Annotated in this window: 15 protein-coding genes and 1 tRNA gene; 3 read left to right on the forward strand and 13 right to left on the reverse strand. The window is 45.5% G+C overall.

Going from position 1 to position 17,894, the window contains the following annotated elements:
• Nucleotides 1-22: 22 nt before the first annotated feature.
• The 3 genes from VFDL14_RS08185 to rnt form a co-directional block, all read right to left on the reverse strand.
• Nucleotides 23-1,369 (reverse strand): response regulator, encoded by a 1,347-nt coding sequence (locus tag VFDL14_RS08185; RefSeq protein WP_032551985.1) that lies wholly within the window; start codon nt 1,367-1,369, stop codon nt 23-25.
• Nucleotides 1,370-1,639: 270 nt separating this feature from the next.
• Nucleotides 1,640-2,965: a Na+/H+ antiporter family protein gene (locus VFDL14_RS08180; RefSeq protein ID WP_032551986.1), complete on the reverse strand. Its 1,326-nt coding sequence runs from the start codon at nt 2,963-2,965 to the stop codon at nt 1,640-1,642.
• Between the two features lie 73 nt (nt 2,966-3,038).
• Nucleotides 3,039-3,683, reverse strand: coding sequence for a ribonuclease T (rnt, locus tag VFDL14_RS08175; RefSeq protein ID WP_032551987.1), 645 nt, complete (start codon nt 3,681-3,683; stop codon nt 3,039-3,041).
• A gap of 188 nt (nt 3,684-3,871) precedes the next feature.
• On the opposite strand from rnt, the gene motY reads away from it, so the two are divergent.
• Entirely contained in the window at nt 3,872-4,753 is an 882-nt protein-coding gene (motY, locus tag VFDL14_RS08170) for a flagellar protein MotY (RefSeq protein WP_032551988.1), read from the forward strand.
• Nucleotides 4,754-4,839: 86 nt separating this feature from the next.
• Here the strand turns inward: motY and VFDL14_RS08165 are convergent, their stop codons facing one another.
• The 10 genes from VFDL14_RS08165 to VFDL14_RS08120 all read right to left on the reverse strand — a co-directional run bounded on the left by VFDL14_RS08165 (nt 4,840) and on the right by VFDL14_RS08120 (nt 13,667).
• Nucleotides 4,840-5,274: a DUF2753 domain-containing protein gene (locus tag VFDL14_RS08165; RefSeq protein ID WP_032551989.1), complete on the reverse strand. Its 435-nt coding sequence runs from the start codon at nt 5,272-5,274 to the stop codon at nt 4,840-4,842.
• Between the two features lie 197 nt (nt 5,275-5,471).
• On the reverse strand, nt 5,472-5,888 hold the full coding sequence (gene gloA / locus VFDL14_RS08160; protein WP_032551990.1) for a lactoylglutathione lyase: 417 nt from the start codon (nt 5,886-5,888) through the stop codon (nt 5,472-5,474).
• Between the two features lie 48 nt (nt 5,889-5,936).
• Nucleotides 5,937-6,572 carry an endonuclease III gene (gene nth, locus VFDL14_RS08155; protein WP_032551991.1) on the reverse strand — a complete coding sequence of 212 codons (636 nt, stop codon included), beginning with the start codon at nt 6,570-6,572 and terminating at the stop codon, nt 5,937-5,939.
• Between the two features lie 130 nt (nt 6,573-6,702).
• Nucleotides 6,703-7,395: an electron transport complex subunit E gene (locus VFDL14_RS08150; protein WP_032551992.1), complete on the reverse strand. Its 693-nt coding sequence runs from the start codon at nt 7,393-7,395 to the stop codon at nt 6,703-6,705.
• Complete coding sequence (gene rsxG, locus VFDL14_RS08145) at nt 7,395-8,024, reverse strand: electron transport complex subunit RsxG (RefSeq protein WP_032551993.1); 630 nt, start codon at nt 8,022-8,024, stop codon at nt 7,395-7,397. Before rsxG ends, VFDL14_RS08150 begins: the two co-directional genes overlap by 1 nt.
• Before the next feature lie 14 nt (nt 8,025-8,038).
• Nucleotides 8,039-9,085: an electron transport complex subunit RsxD gene (gene rsxD, locus VFDL14_RS08140; protein ID WP_032551994.1), complete on the reverse strand. Its 1,047-nt coding sequence runs from the start codon at nt 9,083-9,085 to the stop codon at nt 8,039-8,041.
• Nucleotides 9,085-11,901, reverse strand: coding sequence for an electron transport complex subunit RsxC (gene rsxC, locus VFDL14_RS08135; protein ID WP_032551995.1), 2,817 nt, complete (start codon nt 11,899-11,901; stop codon nt 9,085-9,087). Before rsxC ends, rsxD begins: the two co-directional genes overlap by 1 nt.
• Before the next feature lie 7 nt (nt 11,902-11,908).
• Nucleotides 11,909-12,493, reverse strand: coding sequence for an electron transport complex subunit RsxB (rsxB, locus tag VFDL14_RS08130; protein WP_032551996.1), 585 nt, complete (start codon nt 12,491-12,493; stop codon nt 11,909-11,911).
• 2 nt (nt 12,494-12,495) lie between these two features.
• Complete coding sequence (gene rsxA, locus VFDL14_RS08125; RefSeq protein ID WP_032551997.1) at nt 12,496-13,074, reverse strand: electron transport complex subunit RsxA; 579 nt, start codon at nt 13,072-13,074, stop codon at nt 12,496-12,498.
• A 517-nt stretch (nt 13,075-13,591) separates the two neighbouring features.
• Nucleotides 13,592-13,667, reverse strand: a tRNA-Asn gene (locus VFDL14_RS08120).
• Nucleotides 13,668-14,176: 509 nt separating this feature from the next.
• On the opposite strand from VFDL14_RS08120, the gene uvrB reads away from it, so the two are divergent.
• Together uvrB and luxO are read left to right on the forward strand one after the other, a co-directional pair.
• Nucleotides 14,177-16,207, forward strand: coding sequence for an excinuclease ABC subunit UvrB (uvrB, locus tag VFDL14_RS0123285; protein WP_032551998.1), 2,031 nt, complete (start codon nt 14,177-14,179; stop codon nt 16,205-16,207).
• Nucleotides 16,208-16,476: 269 nt separating this feature from the next.
• Nucleotides 16,477-17,877, forward strand: a complete 1,401-nt coding sequence (luxO, locus tag VFDL14_RS08115) for a quorum-sensing sigma-54 dependent transcriptional regulator LuxO (protein ID WP_032551999.1) — start codon at nt 16,477-16,479, stop codon at nt 17,875-17,877.
• The last annotated feature ends 17 nt before the right edge of the window (nt 17,878-17,894 follow it).

Raw genomic sequence — 17,894 nt, forward strand, 5'->3', positions numbered from 1 at the left:
TAGCGGTTTATTTGTGGAGGAACTAACAGTTAGCCGCGGCTGGCACAGCTTTAACAAGTGGTGGTAGAGCAAAGTTGTCTGCTTGTTGTAATGCCATTTGTTGTAAATGCGCCAAACCACTGCTGTCTGATTGAAGTAGGCTATCTAAATGGCGCTTGAGTTGTTCAACTTTGTCATGAGCTCCTAATGCTTGATAACAAACCGCCAGTAAGAAAAATGCCTCGATATCATTTTCAGAAAACTCATTGGTGGATGTGTTTTCGATATGTTGCAGTGCCGAATCTGGTTGATTGAGTTGGATAAGTTGTATGGTGCGACACAACTTGAGTAGTGGTTTGCTGAGTGCATAGCTCTTTTCTGCATGAGAAAGTCTCTGCCATGCCGCTTCCGGTCGCCACAATTGCAGCTCCTTCTCTGTCAGTTTTGAAGAGTCAAACCATAAGATCAGAGCTCGTTTTCCTGATGTATCCCAGATCGAGTGAGGTAGAAGCTGCGCTAAAGACTTTAAATGTTGAGTAGCCTTATCAAAATCGCGGTTGAGAAGTTGCAGCCACACCATGGTATTGGTGAGTTCGATATTGCTGCTATTCACCGATAACACATGATCAATCATGCTGTCAGCCATCTCTAACTTATTGGTGTTTAAGCACACTTTTACTTTAAGCTGTTGCAATTTGAGGTTGCGCGGGTTAGCCGTGATCAAGGCATCGAGTTGAGTTAGCGCGTCATGATATTGTTGCTTAGCTATCAGGATTTCAACGAGCTTTGTCTTGGCTGGGAGGTAATCATGCAACTGCAACAGGCCGTTGAGCATGGCTTGCGCTTCATCGAGTTTTTGGTTTTTGATAAGGACTTTCGCCATATAGACAATGGCATCTTTCAAAGCTGAAGGATCCGGTGCTTTGGCGAAGAGAGGCTTCACGGCATTGAGACCACTTTTAACGTACGTTTGCTCGAGTGTTGAAAAGTAGTGTTGTCTGGAGAGTCCTGACGTGACACGTTTGATGATATCGTCTGCACGTATCGGTTTAATTAAATACCCATCTGGTTCGAAGTTTGCGTAACCAAAGAAGATATCTTGACTGTCATTACCAGTCACAATGAAAACCAGAGTTTGTGGTTTGATCAGCTCTTTTTGTTGTAAGTACTCCAATAGCTGCAGGCCATTACTGCCAGCACCAAGGTCGTGGTCGACCAATAGAATATCAAATCTGTGTGCTCGACACGCCTCAATAGCATTTTGAGCATTGGACGCACTGATAACGTTGTTGTTAGGTACACCAAGCTTGATAAGAAGCGCTCTGGTCGCACTCTGAATTACGCTACTGTCATCAATGATCAGGTAGCGTGATTGGGCAAGTATATCCATATATTAGCCTTATGACGTTTTAGCCTTTACCGTACATATCCATCTGTTTATCGAATTATTTGTCTAGGATTGCACAGCTTATTTATTAGACACTTAAGTGTAGAAGGGCATGTTATAAAATGCCACCTGGTGCAGAAAAACAGAGTGCTTTTGGAAAGGGTATCACGTACGTAATAAGGGGGAAGGGTATGAAAAAGGTAATAAAAAGCCGCCTAATGATAGGCGGCTTTTAAACGGTATGCGTTTCGCTCTTAGCTTCTTAGCTATAGGCTAAAGAACCATTGCGGCAATCCAACCGAATGCAATCAGTGGAAGGTTGTAGTGTAGGAAAGTTGGTACTACCGTTTCCCATACGTGCTCGTGTTGACCATCTGCGTTAAGACCAGATGTTGGACCCAACGTAGAGTCAGACGCTGGTGAACCTGCGTCACCCAATGCTGCAGCAGTACCCACTAGTGCGATAGTCGCCATTGGAGAGAAACCAAATGCTGCCGCTAGTGGAACGTAAATCGTCGCAAGAATTGGAATTGTAGAGAACGAAGAACCGATACCCATGGTTACCAGTAGGCCTACAACCAACATTAGGAGTGCAGCAAGAGGCTTGTTGTCGCCGATTGATGTTGATAGCGCTTCAACCAGAGACTCAACGCCACCAGTTTGTTTCATTACCGCTGCAAAACCTGCTGCTGCGATCATGATGAAGCCGATCATCGCCATCATGTGAACGCCTTTCGTGAACACATCTTGTGTCTCTTTCCATGCAATCACGCCACCAAACGTAAACACCATGAAACCAGCCAAAGCACCAATGATCATAGAGCCAGTAGAAAGCTGTACAGTCAGTGCTGCTACAATACCCACTGCTGCAACAATGATGTGTTTCTTGTTGATCTGCTTAGTCTCTGTAGAAACCGTTGTAAGTTCAGTTTCTTTGTATTGACGAGGTTTGCGGTAAGTAAAGAACACTGCAGTCAGTAGACCAAAGATCATACCTGCTGCTGGTAGTAACATCGCGACAGGAACTTGGCTCGCAACAACATTTTCTAGGCCGTTGTCATGAAGGTTCTTTAGTAGGATGTTGTTTAGGAAGATACCACCGAAACCGATTGGAAGAACCATATATGGTGTGATCAGACCGAAAGTCAGGACACACGCGATCAAACGACGATCGAGGTTCATTTTTGCAAACACGCCTAGTAGAGGTGGAATCAAAATTGGGATGAAGGCGATATGCACAGGGATAACGTTTTGAGAAGACATCGTCACAAGAATAAGTGATGCAAGAATGCCGTATTTCAAACCAGTCGAAGCTGTGCTGTTCTCTTTGCCGTGAATGCGCTTGATAACGCTTTGAGCAAGCAGGTCAGTAATACCTGAACGTGAGATAGCAACAGCAAATGTACCTAACATTGCGTAGCTTAGAGCGATAGTCGCACCGCCACCTAAGCCACTTTCAAAAGCAGCAACGGCATCGTTAAGAGTCATGCCCGACACAACGCCACCGATGATCGCACTGAACGTGAGAGCAACGACAACGTTAACACGCATCAAGGCTAGAACTAGCATGATGCAAACTGATATAACAACAGGGTTCATAATTTTCTCGGAGTGTTGTGTTTAACTATTTTTAATTAATGACATTACGAAAAGACGTGTGTCGATTTTATTTTTATTCTGGTTCAACAAGTGGCCAGCCGCCAAGCGCTTTCCATTTGTTGACGATACCGCAAAACAGTTCAGCTGTTTTCTGGGTATCATACAAAGCAGAGTGTGCTTCTTTGTTGTCGAATTCCATCCCTGCAGTACGGCAAGCTTTAGCCAGAACGGTTTGGCCGTAGGCAAGTCCACTTAAGGCAGCAGTGTCAAAAGTTGCAAAAGGATGGAAAGGGACGCGTTTAAGCTTACAACGCTCACTAGCAGCATTGACGAAGTTTAAGTCGAATGTTGCGTTGTGTGCCACCATGATGGCACGGCTGCAGTTGGAAGCTTTTTGTTCTTTTCTCACAAGTTTGTAGATCTCTTTGAGGGCTTCTTGCTCAGAGACCGCACCACGTAATGGACTGAAAGGGTCTTTGATGCCGTTGAAATCTAAGGCTTCTTGCTCGATGTTGGCACCTTCAAAGGGCTCGATATGAAAATGAAGCGTCGATGCTGGATGGAGATCTCCGTTTTCATCCATTTTTAGGGTAATGGCACAGATTTCTAATAATGCATCGGTTTTCGCGTTGAACCCTGCGGTTTCCACGTCAATGACTACTGGAAAATAGCCACGGAAACGTTTTTTTAGGGTCAGAGCTTCGTTTTCTACAGTCATGTTAGCCCAAATAAGTGTGATTGAGGCTGCATTATTGCAGATAATAGCAGTGATAAAAACTCCAGAAAGTGATTAATTCATAAATTAGCCACCCACACTCGGCGCGATATTTGCATTAATCTGTTCAGAGAGAATATGCGGCAATTGGCTGCATTGTTAAACGAATTGCTTAAGAGATACTCCCCCTTATGAATAAACGACTAATTACAGGTTCAATTCTGTTTTCGTTACTGATGTCGTCGACGGCGCTTGCGCAAGAGAAGCGATATGGGGCATCTCCTCAACAGTCGACTTGGGAAATGGTGGCAAATACCCCATTAGAATGTCGATTGGTTCACCCAATTCCAAACTTTGGTGATGCGGAGTTTTCATCCCGTGCCAGCAAAAAGATCATATTAGACTTTGAACTTAAAATGCGTCGTCCAATGGGGGCAACACGCAATGTCAGTTTGATCTCGATGCCGCCTCCGTGGCGTCCAGGTGAGAGTGCTGATCGAATGACAACGATTAAGTTTTTCCAACAATTTGACGGCTATGTTGGTGGTCAAACTGCTTGGGGTATCTTGAGCGAGTTAGAGAAAGGGCGTTACCCAACGTTTAGCTACCAAGAGTGGCAAAGCCGAGACCAACGAATTGAAGTGGCACTCTCTTCGGTATTGTTCCAACAGAAATATAATGTGTTCAGTGACTGTATTTCGAATCTACTGCCTTACAGCTTTGAAGATATCTCATTTACGATTCTGCACTACGATCGAAACAGTGACCAGTTGAGTAAGGCATCGCAAAAGCGTTTGAGTCAGATTGCAGAATACATTCGTTATAACCAAGATATTGACCTTGTGCTGGTGGCGACCTATACCGATTCGGCGGACAGCAAAGGTGTTAGCCAAAACTTATCGGAGCGTCGAGCAGAGTCTTTACGTGAGTACTTTAAATCGCTTGGTCTTTCCGAAGAGCGAATTCAGGTGCAGGGTTATGGTAAGCGCCGCCCAATTGCTGATAATGCGTCTCCAATTGGCAAAGATAAGAACCGACGCGTGGTGATTTCGCTTGGACGAACTCAGGTCTAGATTTTACGGATCTTGCCGCTTTAATAAGTTAACCGATAAAAAATGCCAGTCTGTTGAGACTGGCATTTTTTGTTTCCGGGCAGGAATTAATTCAGACGGAACTTAGCAATGATTTCACAATTGGTTGCGGTATCGATCTTTTCAACCATGGACGCTATCTGTGGGTTCGGGTGACGTTTCATAAAATCAATCAATGCCTTTTTGCAGCAGCCAATAGAATCGATGAAGCTTGAGCATTGCGTGTTAGGGCACTGAGGAATAAGGGTTAACACTTTTTCAGAAGCCAGTTGAAGATACTTCAATTCATAATCAGTATCGCCCGCCCAACGCCAAAATTGCGCTAAGTTGTGGCAAGAGATAACTGAAATTAATAGTCGCTCGTCAGCTTCAATATCAGTGCGTTCAGTGATTCTCTCACTGAGCGTCAGAGCTTGCTGATAGTGAAGGATGCTTCGAATAGGATCGTCGAGTTGCAGTGCAGTATCGGCAAGTAATGTGTGTTTTTCCCATTCGTTTATCATGATGATAGCTCCCTAATTAAAACTGGCATCAATCTAAACGATAATCATTATCATGTAAAGTCTAATGATTGAGAATTCGGCAAGATATAGTGTTTTCTGAGACGCGCTGCTACAAAATAGAGGCAAATAAAAAGCGAGCACCATGCTCGCTTTATGTCTTACAGAATCTTGCTATTCAGTGAAGTTTAAATAAGGAATTAACCTTCTAGACCTGCACTCGCTTGTTTGTTTTGAATCAGCTCAATCATGTAGCCGTCAGGGTCTTTAACGAATGCAATGTGAGTTGAACCGCCTTTCACTGGGCCTGGCTCGCGAGTAACGTTGCCGCCTGCCGCTTTGATAGCGTCACAAGTGCTGTAGATGTCGTCAACGCCAATTGCTACGTGACCAAATGCATTACCTAGGTCGTACTCAGACGTACCCCAATTGTAAGTCAGCTCGATTACAGAGCCCTGTGACTCATCGCCATAGCCCACGAATACTAATGTGTATTCATACTCTTCGTTTTCGTTACGACGAAGTACATTCATACCCATAACGTTTGTGTAGAATTCGATTGAACGGTCAAGATCACCAACGCGCAGCATGGTGTGTAAAATACGGCCATTTGACATAGTGTTTTGCTCCTAGCTTAGATGTTTTTATAGAAAACCGATAATTGGTTAGACTTCGGTCTTCTCTTTGAATTCGCATAAGTCTTCAATGATGCAGCTACCACAGCGTGGCTTGCGCGCCACACAAGTATAGCGGCCGTGCAGAATCAGCCAGTGGTGTACATCTAGCTTGAACTCTTTTGGTACGACTTTAAGCAGTTTTTGCTCAACGTCATCAACAGTTTTACCCATCGCGAACTTACTGCGGTTCGATACGCGATAAATGTGAGTATCGACGGCAATGGTTGGCCAGCCAAATGCAGTGTTGAGCACCACATTTGCTGTTTTTCGGCCAACGCCAGGTAAGGCTTCAAGAGCGGCACGGTCTTCAGGAACTTCGCCGTTGTGCAGGTCGAGCAACATACGACAGGTCTTGATGGTGTTCTCGGCTTTAGAGTTAAATAGGCCGATCGTCTTGATGTACTCTTTTAGTCCCTCGACGCCAAGGTCGTAGATAGCTTGAGGTGTGTTGGCGACAGGATAAAGCTTGTCGGTTGCCTTATTCACACTGACATCAGTCGCTTGGGCTGATAGTAAAACAGCGATTAACAACTCAAACGGTGAACTCCAATTAAGTTCGGTTTGAGGATTCGGGTTGTTCTCCCTTAAACGCTCTAAGATCTGAACGCGTTTGACATTATTCATAGTGACATTACTTTCCAGTTTTAAAGCTTGGAGTCGCTTAAGCGTCAAGCTTGCTCATTTTTGCACTCTTATGAGTGTCTCTATTTATATTTGCAAAAGGGGCTAAATTAGCCCCTTTGAATAGTTTGAACTACGCGTTAGTAACACGAGCACGTTCGATGGTTGGTTTTTCTTGTTTTGGCTGTCTTGCTTTCGCTTGATGGTCGATGAGGTTTTTCAGCGCAATCAAGAAGCCAACGCCAATAAACGCGCCCGGCGGTAGCAGTGCCAGTAGGAAGCTATTATCGAATTGGAATATTTCAATTCTTAGTGCTGATGCCCAATCACCAAGTAAAAGATCCGCACCGTCAAACAGAGTGCCATTACCAGTGACCTCGCGCATAGCGCCCAGTACAACAAGAACGGCAGTCATGCCCATGCCCATCCAGAAGCCGTCTTGTGCTGCTGGGAGTACGGTGTTTTTAGAAGCGAATGCCTCTGCGCGACCAATAATAATACAGTTGGTTACGATAAGCGGAATAAAGATACCTAGAGACAGGTATAGGCCGTAAGCGTAAGCATTCATCAATAGTTGAACGCAAGTTACTAACGATGCGATGATCATTACAAATACGGGAATACGCACTTCTTTTGGGACATGGTTGCGAACCAGAGATACGCAAACATTCGAGCCAACTAGAACTAAAAGTGTTGCAATGCCTAAGCCGAGTGCGTTAGTCACAGTCGACGACACCGCTAGTAATGGACAAAGGCCAAGCAGTTGTACAAGGGCAGGGTTGTTTGCCCACATACCATTTTTGATTAGCGTTTTATGTTCACTCATTACGCTCCTCCGCAGTTTTTAGGCTGAGATAACAGTGTTTGTTGGTTTTCGTTAACGTAAACGACGGCATTTTTGACCGCTTTGACAACAGCTCTTGGTGTGATTGTTGCACCGGTGAATTGGTCAAAGTCACCACCATCTTTACGCACTTTCCACTTGTCTTGATTCGCTTCGGTTACTTGCTTGCCAGTAAATGAAGTGATCCAGTCTGTGACGCGTAGGTCGATCTTATCCCCAAGCCCAGGTGTCTCTTGGTGTGAAAGCACACGAGTACCCAATACAGTACCATCGATATCAAGACCAACGATCACCTTAATCGCACCGTTATAGCCATCAGGTGCAATCGCTTCAATCGCAATTGCGCTCGGTTCACCATTGATGGTTGCTATGTACGCTGGCATGGCTTGTTTACTGCCAAGTGCTTCAGATTCAACCAAGGTACAGGATGAAAAAAGTTCATTATCGTGCTTCTCGTGAGGAATCACTTGATTCAAAACCGACAGCAGTTGAGCTTGTTCTTGTAGCTTGATCTGATCTTTGGTCAGGTAGTGAGTCACAGCCACTAAACCAGTCGATGCACAGGCAAAAATCGCAAGGGTTAGACCATTTTTTCTAATCGCATTTAGCATTGTCTGTCGTTTCCTTAATGGCCGTATGTACGAGGTTTGGTGTAGTAGTCGATCAACGGAACGCACATGTTTGCTAACAATATTGCAAATGCAACGCCATCAGGGAAACCACCCCAGCTACGAATAATGAAGACTAAGCCACCGATCATTGCACCGAAAACGAGTCGACCTTTAACCGTGGTAGAGGCTGAAACCGGATCTGTTGCAATGAAAAATGCACCTAGCATAGTCGCACCAGAAAGTAGGTGAACCATAGGCGATGCTGTTTCACCCGGAGTAAGCACACTGAACACCAGACTAAACAACGTCAGACTCGCTAAGAAAGAAACAGGGATATACCACTGAATCACGCGCTGTTTGATGAGTACTAAACCGCCCAGAAGGTAAGCGATGTTTACCCACTCCCAACCGATGCCTGCAAGCCAGCTAAACTGTGGCTGTGAAAGTGCTTCAGAAGCTGTATTACCTGCAGCCAATGCTGTCTTAAAGGCATCCAGTGGCGTTGCCATTGTCGTGCCATCGATACCGATACGAGCTTGCTGCAATGATAGGCCTTCATTGTTGAAGCCAGTAAAGATCATCAAGAACGAATCAACAAAACTTGCAGGCTCTGCACTCAAACTGATTGGCGCATTCCAGCTGGTCATTTGTACTGGGAATGAAATCAGCAATACCACGTACGCGACCATGGCTGGGTTAAATGGGTTTTGTCCTAATCCACCATAGAGGTGCTTAGCAACAACAATGGCAAAGAATAAGCCGATAACCATTAACCACCACGGAGAGTGTGGCGGGATTGCAACACTTAGCAACCAAGCTGTCACGACTGCACTGTAGTCACGCAGAGCCATGATAGGTGGGCGCTTACGAAGCAACATAACACCAGCTTCAAAAGCAACGGCGAGCAATATAGCCAAAACAAGTTGGATAATTGTGCCCCAACCAAAGAAGTAGGTTTGCGCCAATAATCCAGGTAATGCCGCAATCGCCACCCATTTCATTAGATCTGGCGTGCTTCTGCGGCTATGCGCGTGCGGTGAGCTGGCAATAAAAAAGGCCACTACTCTTTCTCCTCAATGTTCTTTTTATTCTGCTCTTGCTGAGCTTTTCTAGCTTTAGCGCGTGCAATAGCGGCAGCAACTGCAGCTTTTTTTGGATCAACCGCTTCGTCTGCTGATTCCGTATCTACTTCTTCCACTTGTGGTTGAGCTTGCTGTGCCTTTTTCGCTTTAGCGCGTGCAATAGCTGCAGCAACTGCAGCTTTTTTCGGATCAGCCGCTTCGTCTACTGATTCCGTATCTACTTCTTCCACTTGTGGTTGAGCTTGCTGTGCCTTTTTCGCTTTAGCGCGTGCAATGGCAGCGGCAACCGCAGCTTTCTTCGGGTCAACCGCTTCGTCTGCTGACTCCGCTCCTACTTCTTCCACTTGTGGTTGAGCTTGCTGTGCCTTTTTCGCTTTAGCGCGTGCAATGGCAGCAGCAACTGCGGCTTTTTTCGAATCAACCGCTTCGTCTGCTGATTCCGTATCTACTTCTTCAGTTTGTGGTTGCGCTTGTTGTGCCTTTTTCGCTTTAGCGCGTGCAATGGCAGCAGCAACTGCGGCTTTTTTCGGATCAACCGCTTCGTCTACTGATTTGGTATCTACTTCTTCCGCTTGAGGTTGAGCTTGTTGTGCCTTTTTCGCTTTAGCGCGTGCAATGGCAGCAGCAACTGCAGCTTTCTTCGGATCAACTGCTTGGTCTACTGATTCGGTATCTACTTGTTCATCTTGTGGCTGAGCTTGCTGTGCCTTTTTGGCTTTAGCGCGAGCAATGGCAGCGGCAACTGCTGCTTTCTTCGGATCAACCGTTTGGTCTGTTGATTCGGTATCTACTTGTTCAGCTTGTGGCTGAGCTTGCTGCGCCTTTTTCGCTTTAGCACGCGCAATAGCTGCAGCTACAGCGTCTTTTTTGCTGTCCGAACTCGCATCAGAGTTTGTTTCTGATTGTTGAGCTTTCTTGGCTTTAGCTCGAGCTATTGCGGCAGCTACGGCATCTTTCTTGTTGTCACTGCTTGCGTCTGAGCTTGTTTCTGCCTGTTGGGCTTTTTTCGCTTTAGCGCGTGCAATGGCAGCAGCGACCGCATCTTTTTTGTCTTCGCCTGACGTTTGGTTTTCTGCATTAGCTTGTTGAGCTTTACGCTCTCTTGCTAGCTTCTTACGCTCCTCTCGCAACTTGGACATTTCAGAGTTATCTGGTTCTGCACTGTTGCTTTGTTGAGCCGCAGCTTGTTTCGCTTTTGCTTTCGCAATGGCAGCGGCGACTGCTGGCTTCACAGCAGGCTCTTTACTTGTTGTGTCCGCAGCCGCTTTCTGTGCTTTTACTCGTGCGATAGCTGCAGCGATGGCATCATCACCGTCAGATGTCTTCATCTCTTTACGACGGTTATCTGCTGCTTTCTTAAAGCGGTTTTCGCGTTCTGCTTTATCGCGCTCCATACGAGCGTTTTTCTCTTCAAAACGCTGTTTGGCTCTCTCGGCTGCGGCAGCTTCATCGCGGCGAGTTTTGATCTCGGCTTTCGCTTGGCGGTAATACTGAACCAGTGGGATCTCACTCGGGCAGACAAACGCACAAGCTCCACATTCAATACAATCTTTAATGTTCAGCTCTTCACACTTGTCGAGCTCATTCGCCTTAGCGTGCCATTGCAGTTGCTGTGGTAATAGAGAAGCTGGGCAAGCCTCTGCACATTGACTACAACGGATACACTCCATTTCATAGCTATTTGGAGAAATCTCGCGACGTGTCGGTGCTAGAATACAGTTCGACGTCTTAGTGATTGGCACATTTTCATGCGGCAGGGTGAAGCCCATCATCGGGCCACCTAGAATGAGTCGTGGCAGCTTTTTATCGGCTTTGTAACCAAATTCAGCAAGCAGTGCGCTAACCGGAGTACCCAGTAGCGCCCATACATTACGCGGTTGCTTAAAGGTTTTACCGGTAAGTGTGACTACGCGATTCACAACAGGCTCGCCATCAATGACGGCGCGCTTGATTGAGTAGAGTGAGCCAACGTTTTGGACTAAGACCCCAATATCAGCAGGAATGCCGCCGGCAGGAACTTCTTTGTTGGTCAGGATCTTAATCAGCTGTTTTTCACCACCCGATGGGTATTTGGTAGGGATAACGCGGATGACAATATCTTTCTCTTTCGCGGCAAGTTCAAGAGCTTTGATCGCCTCTGGCTTGTTGTCTTCGATACCAATGACAGTCAGCTTTGGTTGCAGCAGGTGCTCGACAACTTCGATGCCTTTGAGCACTTCGTCTGCGTGCTCCTGAAGTAACTTGTCGTCTGAAGTGATGTAAGGTTCGCATTCTGCCGCGTTAACGATCAAAATTTCTGTGCGACCTAAGCCTGATTGCAGTTTTTTTGCAGTCGGGAAGCCAGCACCACCCATACCGGAGATACCAGCCTGGCGAATGATATCAAGTAGCTCATCTGATGTTTTCTCGGTGTAATCTTCAGTACCTTGGCGTTCGATCCATTGATCATTGCCATCTGGTTTGATCACGATACTAAGTTCAGACAAGCCAGAAGGGTGCGCTGTCGTTCTTGGTTCGATTGCGACAACGGTACCTGATGTAGGAGCATGAACAGGAAGTGTGAAACCTGTATCGAGAGCAGTCAGCTGTTGGCCTTTCAATACATCATCGCCAATGGCGACCAGAAGGTTGCCCGCTTTACCAATGTGCTGTTTTACAGGCAGGACAATTTCTTGCGGGATCGCAGCATGAGCGATAGCTAAACCGTTAGATTGCTTTTTGTTTTCAGCGGGGTGAACACCGCCTGGAAATGTCCAAACAGAGCCGGTACGAATTTGTTCAATTAATGAGTTCATACTAACCCTACGCTTGTTTGTCTGCGTTTGCAGCTTGGTTAGTAATATCAGTAACCGGAATCATGTTCATCTGCCATTTCCAATTTTCAGTTGTTGTTGCTACCGGAATCATCTCTATACAGTCTGTAGGGCATGGAGCCACACAAAGATCACATCCAGTACATTCATCTTTGATAACCGTGTGAAGGGCTTTGGTTCCGCCAACAATCGCATCGACCGGACACGCCTGAATACACTTGGTACAACCGATACACATATCTTCATGAATGAAGGCAACGGTCTTAACTTTGTTGTCGAGATCGTGTGCTGAATCTTCAACTTCTACACCCATCAAATCGGCAAGTTTTTCGATTGTTGCCTGACCGCCAGGAGGACATTTATTGATGTTATCTCCGTTGGCAATAGCTTCCGCATACGGTCTACAGCCAGGGTAACCACATTGACCACATTGTGTTTGAGGCAAAATAGTGTCGATTTGATCGACGATAGGGTCAGCCTCAACTTTAAATCGGATAGATGCAAAACCAAGAATGGCGCCAAATACAGCGGCCAATACAGCTAAGGCGATAATTGCAATTAAAATGGTACTCATGGTTACTTCACCAACCCTGTAAAGCCCATGAATGCAAGAGACATCAGCCCAGCTGTGATCATCGCAATAGAAGCACCTTTGAATGGCATTGGTACATCAGCCACGGTAATGCGCTCACGCATAGCGGCAAATAGGATCAGCACCAAAGAGAAACCAATCGATGCACCGAAGCCGTAAACGATCGATTGAATAAAGTTGTGATTCTCGTTGATGTTAAGAAGTGCCACACCTAATACTGCACAGTTGGTTGTGATCAATGGCAAGAAGATGCCGAGAAGTCGGTACAGAGTTGGACTGGTTTTGTGCACAACCATCTCAGTAAACTGAACCACAACAGCAATCACCAAGATGAAGCTCATGGTTCTTAGATACTCAATGCCCAGTGGCGCAAGGATGTAGTTTTCTACAAGGTACGAGCAAACCGACGCCAGTGTTAACACAAACGTCGTGGCAAGGCCCATACCGATTGCCGTCTCCAGTTTTTTGGAAACGCCCATGAAAGGACACAGCCCTAAAAATTTAACTAGCACAAAGTTGTTGACCAGCACAGTGCCAACCAACAACAAAAGGTATTCGGTCATAATGGATTAATTCTTGAAATTCCGATCCCAATATTATCCTGCTTTGCTCACCTAATAACAACCAAGGATCGTTAGGGATTTAGGCAGTTGATGAAAAAATCTACGCCTAATCGTTTGATTCACTTGGTTGTAGCAAGTATAGACGCTCTCAATCCCAAGGATCGTTGCAAAATGTAAGACTAAGAATGCAGATATTACGAGTAGAGTGATACGCAGTTTCGAGGATTTCAGGTCAACAAAAACGCAAAAAGCCGCATCGAGTGATGCGGCTTCTTTAAATCTGGCTCCCCTTGTCGGGACTCGAACGCGGGCGGCGAGGTCTGAGACATTGGTTTGGTACAAACCAGTCACTTTAAAACGCAAAAAGCCGCATCGAGTGATGCGGCTTCTCTAAATCTGGCTCCCCCTGCGGGACTAGAACGCGGGCGGCTAGCTCTGAGACATTAACTTGGAACAAGTTAGTCGCAGTTAAAAACGAAAAAAGCTCAATCTTTCGATTGAGCTTTTTTCTAGAATTTGGCTCCCCCTGCGGGACTCGAACCTGCGACATACGGATTAACAGTCCGCCGTTCTACCAACTGAACTAAGGGGGAATTGCTTGTTAGCGACGCGAATATTAATAACACCATCGATTTCTGTCAACAGAAAATAGCGACAAAAAAATAGATAAATTACTTTACTTTTCTGTATCCCTTGTAGAATTTGGCTTTGCTTTAGTTATCCACCAAAATTGTGGATAAGTGTGTGGGCGAAACTTTGACAACGCAAGTTAGGAGTTTTCTAAAGAAAGGGTTGTTTAATGTAAGTGGTTGGCTAGCATGACTTTATTCTAATTATTTGCGCGTGTATAACTTTTAGTGGTCATTGCGTGAACAGGATAAAACGTGGTTATTTTAAATATTTTGGGGAAAAGTCGTGGATTAAAATATTCGAGATTAAGCGGAGAAGCTTGGGTAGGGCGACGGATAATATCAATTAATCTGAATAAAAGCTATAACTTAACAACAATAATATGAGGTGATTATCTCGATAAAGGTTGCATCTATAGCCAACCTAAGGAGACAATACCCTGATTAAATAAACAGTATGGGAATGACAACCTATGAGTAAGCTCTTTGACTTGGTTTCTGACTATAAACCTTCAGGTGACCAACCTACCGCTATTGCAAAGCTGTTAGACGGTTTAGATTCTGGGCTAGCGCACCAGACGCTATTAGGGGTTACAGGTTCGGGAAAGACCTTTACCTTGGCTAATGTCATTTCCGAGGCACAACGTCCAGCTATTTTACTCGCACCAAATAAAACCCTAGCTGCTCAATTGTACGGTGAGATGAAAGCCTTCTTCCCGAACAACGCGGTTGAGTATTTCGTTTCTTACTACGACTACTACCAGCCGGAAGCTTACGTACCAACCACTGATACATTCATTGAGAAAGACGCGTCGGTTAACGCACACATCGAACAAATGCGCCTCTCTGCAACCAAGGCACTACTTGAACGCAAAGACGCCATTATCGTAGCGTCAGTATCTGCGATATACGGTCTGGGTGATCCTAAGTCTTACCTTAAAATGATGCTTCATGTTTGTCGCGGGGACGTGATTGATCAGCGAGATATTTTGCGTCGTCTAGCTGAACTGCAATACTCAAGAAACGATGTTGCCTTTGAACGCGGTCAGTTCCGAGTGCGGGGAGAGGTTATCGATATTTTCCCAGCTGAATCTGATCAAGATGCAGTTCGAATCGAGATGTTTGATGATGAAGTTGACTGTATTAGTATCTTCGACCCACTTACTGGAGTGGTGAAGCAGCGCGACTTGCCACGTTTTACTGTCTACCCGAAAACGCACTATGTAACGCCGCGCGAAACCATATTAGATGCGATTGAGAACATCAAAGAGGAACTGCGTGAGCGAGCACAATACCTGAAAGACAATAATAAACTGTTGGAAGAACAGCGTATTTCTCAACGCACACAGTTTGATATTGAGATGATGACTGAGCTTGGTTTCTGCTCAGGCATCGAGAACTACTCCCGTTATTTAAGTGGTCGTGCGGAAGGTGAAGCGCCACCGACTTTATTCGATTACCTGCCTGCTGATGGGCTTTTGGTTATCGATGAGTCACACGTAACGGTGCCGCAAATTGGTGCTATGTATAAAGGTGACCGCTCGCGTAAAGAGACGTTGGTGGAGTTTGGTTTCCGTCTTCCTTCAGCACTAGATAACCGACCAATGAAGTTTGATGAGTTTGAGGCGATTGCGCCGCAGACTATCTTTGTCTCGGCAACACCAGGTAACTATGAGCTTGAGAAGTCTGATGGTGATATCGCGGACCAAGTGGTTCGCCCAACAGGCCTTCTAGACCCTGAGATTGAGGTTCGCCCAGTGGCTACTCAAGTCGATGACCTTCTTTCTGAGATTCGTATCCGTTCACAAAAAGAAGAACGAGTACTGGTAACAACGTTAACTAAGCGTATGGCGGAAGATCTCACTGAGTATCTTACAGAACATGGTGTGAAGGTTCGTTACTTACACTCAGATATTGATACGGTGGAACGTGTTGAGATCATCCGAGATTTGAGGCTGGGTGAGTTTGATGTCTTAGTGGGTATCAACTTGTTGCGAGAGGGCTTAGATATGCCCGAGGTCTCGCTGGTGGCGATCCTTGATGCAGATAAAGAGGGTTTCTTGCGCTCAGAGCGTTCCTTGATTCAGACAATTGGTCGTGCAGCACGTAACCTACATGGTAAGGCGATTCTTTACGGTGACTCGATCACCAAGTCGATGAAAAAGGCGATTGATGAGACTGAGCGTCGTCGAATCAAACAGATGCAATACAATGAAGAGCAAGGTATTACCCCACAAGCATTGAAGCGCAATGTTAAAGATATCATGGAGCTTGGAGATATCACCAAGTCGAAGAAACAGCGCCAATCTAAGCAAGTACCACTGTCTAAAGTGGCTGAAGAGGCGGCTAACTACGCTACATTGAGCCCGCAAGAACTCGATAAAGCAATTAGCAAGCTAGAAGCAGAAATGTATCAGCACGCCCAAAACCTAGAGTTCGAGCTTGCCGCGCAGAAGCGTGATGAGATTGAACAGATGAGACAGCAATTCATTACCAACAGCTAATCAATTCCGACAATTTGCCCTTTACCTAAAAAAAAGCCAGTAGTAACTCATCTACTGGCTCACATTTGTGGAAATGTCATCCACTAACAACGTCAGTTGGCTAGGTGACCCGAAGGTCAATTATTTGACTGCATCCTTCGTGCCAGATGTTTAACTGTATGATTATTGGTCTTAATAGAAAATGATGCGATAAAAACAGCTGAGTAATTTGCATAATGCAAAGCGGAATGCGATTATTACAATAAATGCAAAATAATATCGGCTAGGATATGCAATCAAAAACATTTGATAACAAATCGAAGTATTTGTTAATGGTAGAGGATACGGCGTCTGTTGCGGCGTTGTATCGATCTTACCTGACCCCGTTAGAGATAGATATCAATATTGTGGGGACAGGCAAAGAGGCTATTGAGAGCCTTAACCATAGAATCCCAGACCTCATTCTACTTGATCTTCGTCTTCCTGATATGACGGGGATGGACGTCCTATTTGCGGTTAAACAGAATTTTCCTGAAGTCCCTGTCATTTTCATGACGGCACACGGTTCAATCGACACTGCCGTCGAAGCGATGCGTCACGGCTCTCAAGATTTCCTGATCAAGCCGTGCGAGGCTGACCGCTTACGTATCACGGTTAACAATGCGATTCGTAAAGCAACTAAGCTGAAGAACAGTGCTGAACATCCGGGTAGTCAGAACTACCAAGGTTTTATTGGCAGTAGCCAAACCATGCAGCAGGTCTATCGCACTATCGACTCAGCGGCATCAAGTAAAGCCAGTATTTTTATCACCGGTGAAAGTGGTACAGGTAAAGAGGTGTGTGCTGAAGCGGTTCATGCTGCGAGTAAACGTGGTGATAAGCCGTTTATTGCCATCAACTGTGCCGCTATTCCTAAAGACTTGATTGAGAGTGAACTGTTTGGTCACGTGAAAGGTGCGTTCACAGGGGCGGCTACCGATCGACAAGGCGCTGCCGAATTAGCGGATGGAGGAACCTTGTTCCTCGATGAGCTTTGTGAAATGGACCTCGAGCTTCAAACAAAACTTCTTCGCTTTATCCAGACAGGTACTTTCCAAAAAGTAGGTTCTTCAAAAATGAAGAGTGTGGATGTGCGCTTTGTTTGTGCGACTAACCGTGACCCATGGAAAGAAGTGCAAGAAGGGCGTTTCCGCGAAGATTTATATTACCGTCTGTACGTTATCCCATTGCATCTTCCGCCATTGCGCGAGCGTGGTGAAGACGTCATTGAAATTGCTTACTCATTGCTAGGCTATATGTCAGTCGAAGAAGGTAAGGCGTTTGTCCGTTTTTCCCAAGAAGTGATTGACCGATTCAACCAGTACGAATGGCCAGGTAACGTACGTCAACTGCAGAATGTTTTGCGTAATGTTGTGGTGCTTAACAATGGTAAAGAGATCAACTTAAACATGTTGCCACCACCACTCAACCAACCGCTGGAAAACAGTCTACGATTGAAAGAGAAACAGAGCGAAGATATATCCGTTAAAGATATTTTCCCATTGTGGCTCACTGAAAAAACAGCGATAGAACAGGCAATTAAGGCTTGTGATGGTAATATTCCTAGAGCGGCGGGTTTCTTAGATGTCAGCCCATCAACCATTTATCGCAAATTACAGGCGTGGAACGCAAAACAATCATCCTCAGAATAATTAGTGCATAAGAATAA

The organism is Vibrio fortis (assembly GCF_000695685.1).
GTDB classification, from domain to species: Bacteria; Pseudomonadota; Gammaproteobacteria; order Enterobacterales; family Vibrionaceae; genus Vibrio; species Vibrio fortis_A.

Bases quoted from the DNA above. Each gene is read 5' to 3' on its own strand.
- VFDL14_RS08185 (WP_032551985.1), bottom strand. From the start codon at position 1,369: ATGGATATACTTGCCCAATCACGCTACCTGATCATTGATGACAGTAGC.
- VFDL14_RS08180 (WP_032551986.1), bottom strand. From the start codon at position 2,965: ATGAACCCTGTTGTTATATCAGTTTGCATCATGCTAGTTCTAGCCTTG.
- rnt (WP_032551987.1), bottom strand. From the start codon at position 3,683: ATGACTGTAGAAAACGAAGCTCTGACCCTAAAAAAACGTTTCCGTGGC.
- motY (WP_032551988.1), top strand. From the start codon at position 3,872: ATGAATAAACGACTAATTACAGGTTCAATTCTGTTTTCGTTACTGATG.
- VFDL14_RS08165 (WP_032551989.1), bottom strand. From the start codon at position 5,274: ATGATAAACGAATGGGAAAAACACACATTACTTGCCGATACTGCACTG.
- gloA (WP_032551990.1), bottom strand. From the start codon at position 5,888: ATGTCAAATGGCCGTATTTTACACACCATGCTGCGCGTTGGTGATCTT.
- nth (WP_032551991.1), bottom strand. From the start codon at position 6,572: ATGAATAATGTCAAACGCGTTCAGATCTTAGAGCGTTTAAGGGAGAAC.
- VFDL14_RS08150 (WP_032551992.1), bottom strand. From the start codon at position 7,395: ATGAGTGAACATAAAACGCTAATCAAAAATGGTATGTGGGCAAACAAC.
- rsxG (WP_032551993.1), bottom strand. From the start codon at position 8,024: ATGCTAAATGCGATTAGAAAAAATGGTCTAACCCTTGCGATTTTTGCC.
- rsxC (WP_032551995.1), bottom strand. From the start codon at position 11,901: ATGAACTCATTAATTGAACAAATTCGTACCGGCTCTGTTTGGACATTT.
- rsxB (WP_032551996.1), bottom strand. From the start codon at position 12,493: ATGAGTACCATTTTAATTGCAATTATCGCCTTAGCTGTATTGGCCGCT.
- rsxA (WP_032551997.1), bottom strand. From the start codon at position 13,074: ATGACCGAATACCTTTTGTTGTTGGTTGGCACTGTGCTGGTCAACAAC.
- uvrB (WP_032551998.1), top strand. From the start codon at position 14,177: ATGAGTAAGCTCTTTGACTTGGTTTCTGACTATAAACCTTCAGGTGAC.
- luxO (WP_032551999.1), top strand. From the start codon at position 16,477: ATGCAATCAAAAACATTTGATAACAAATCGAAGTATTTGTTAATGGTA.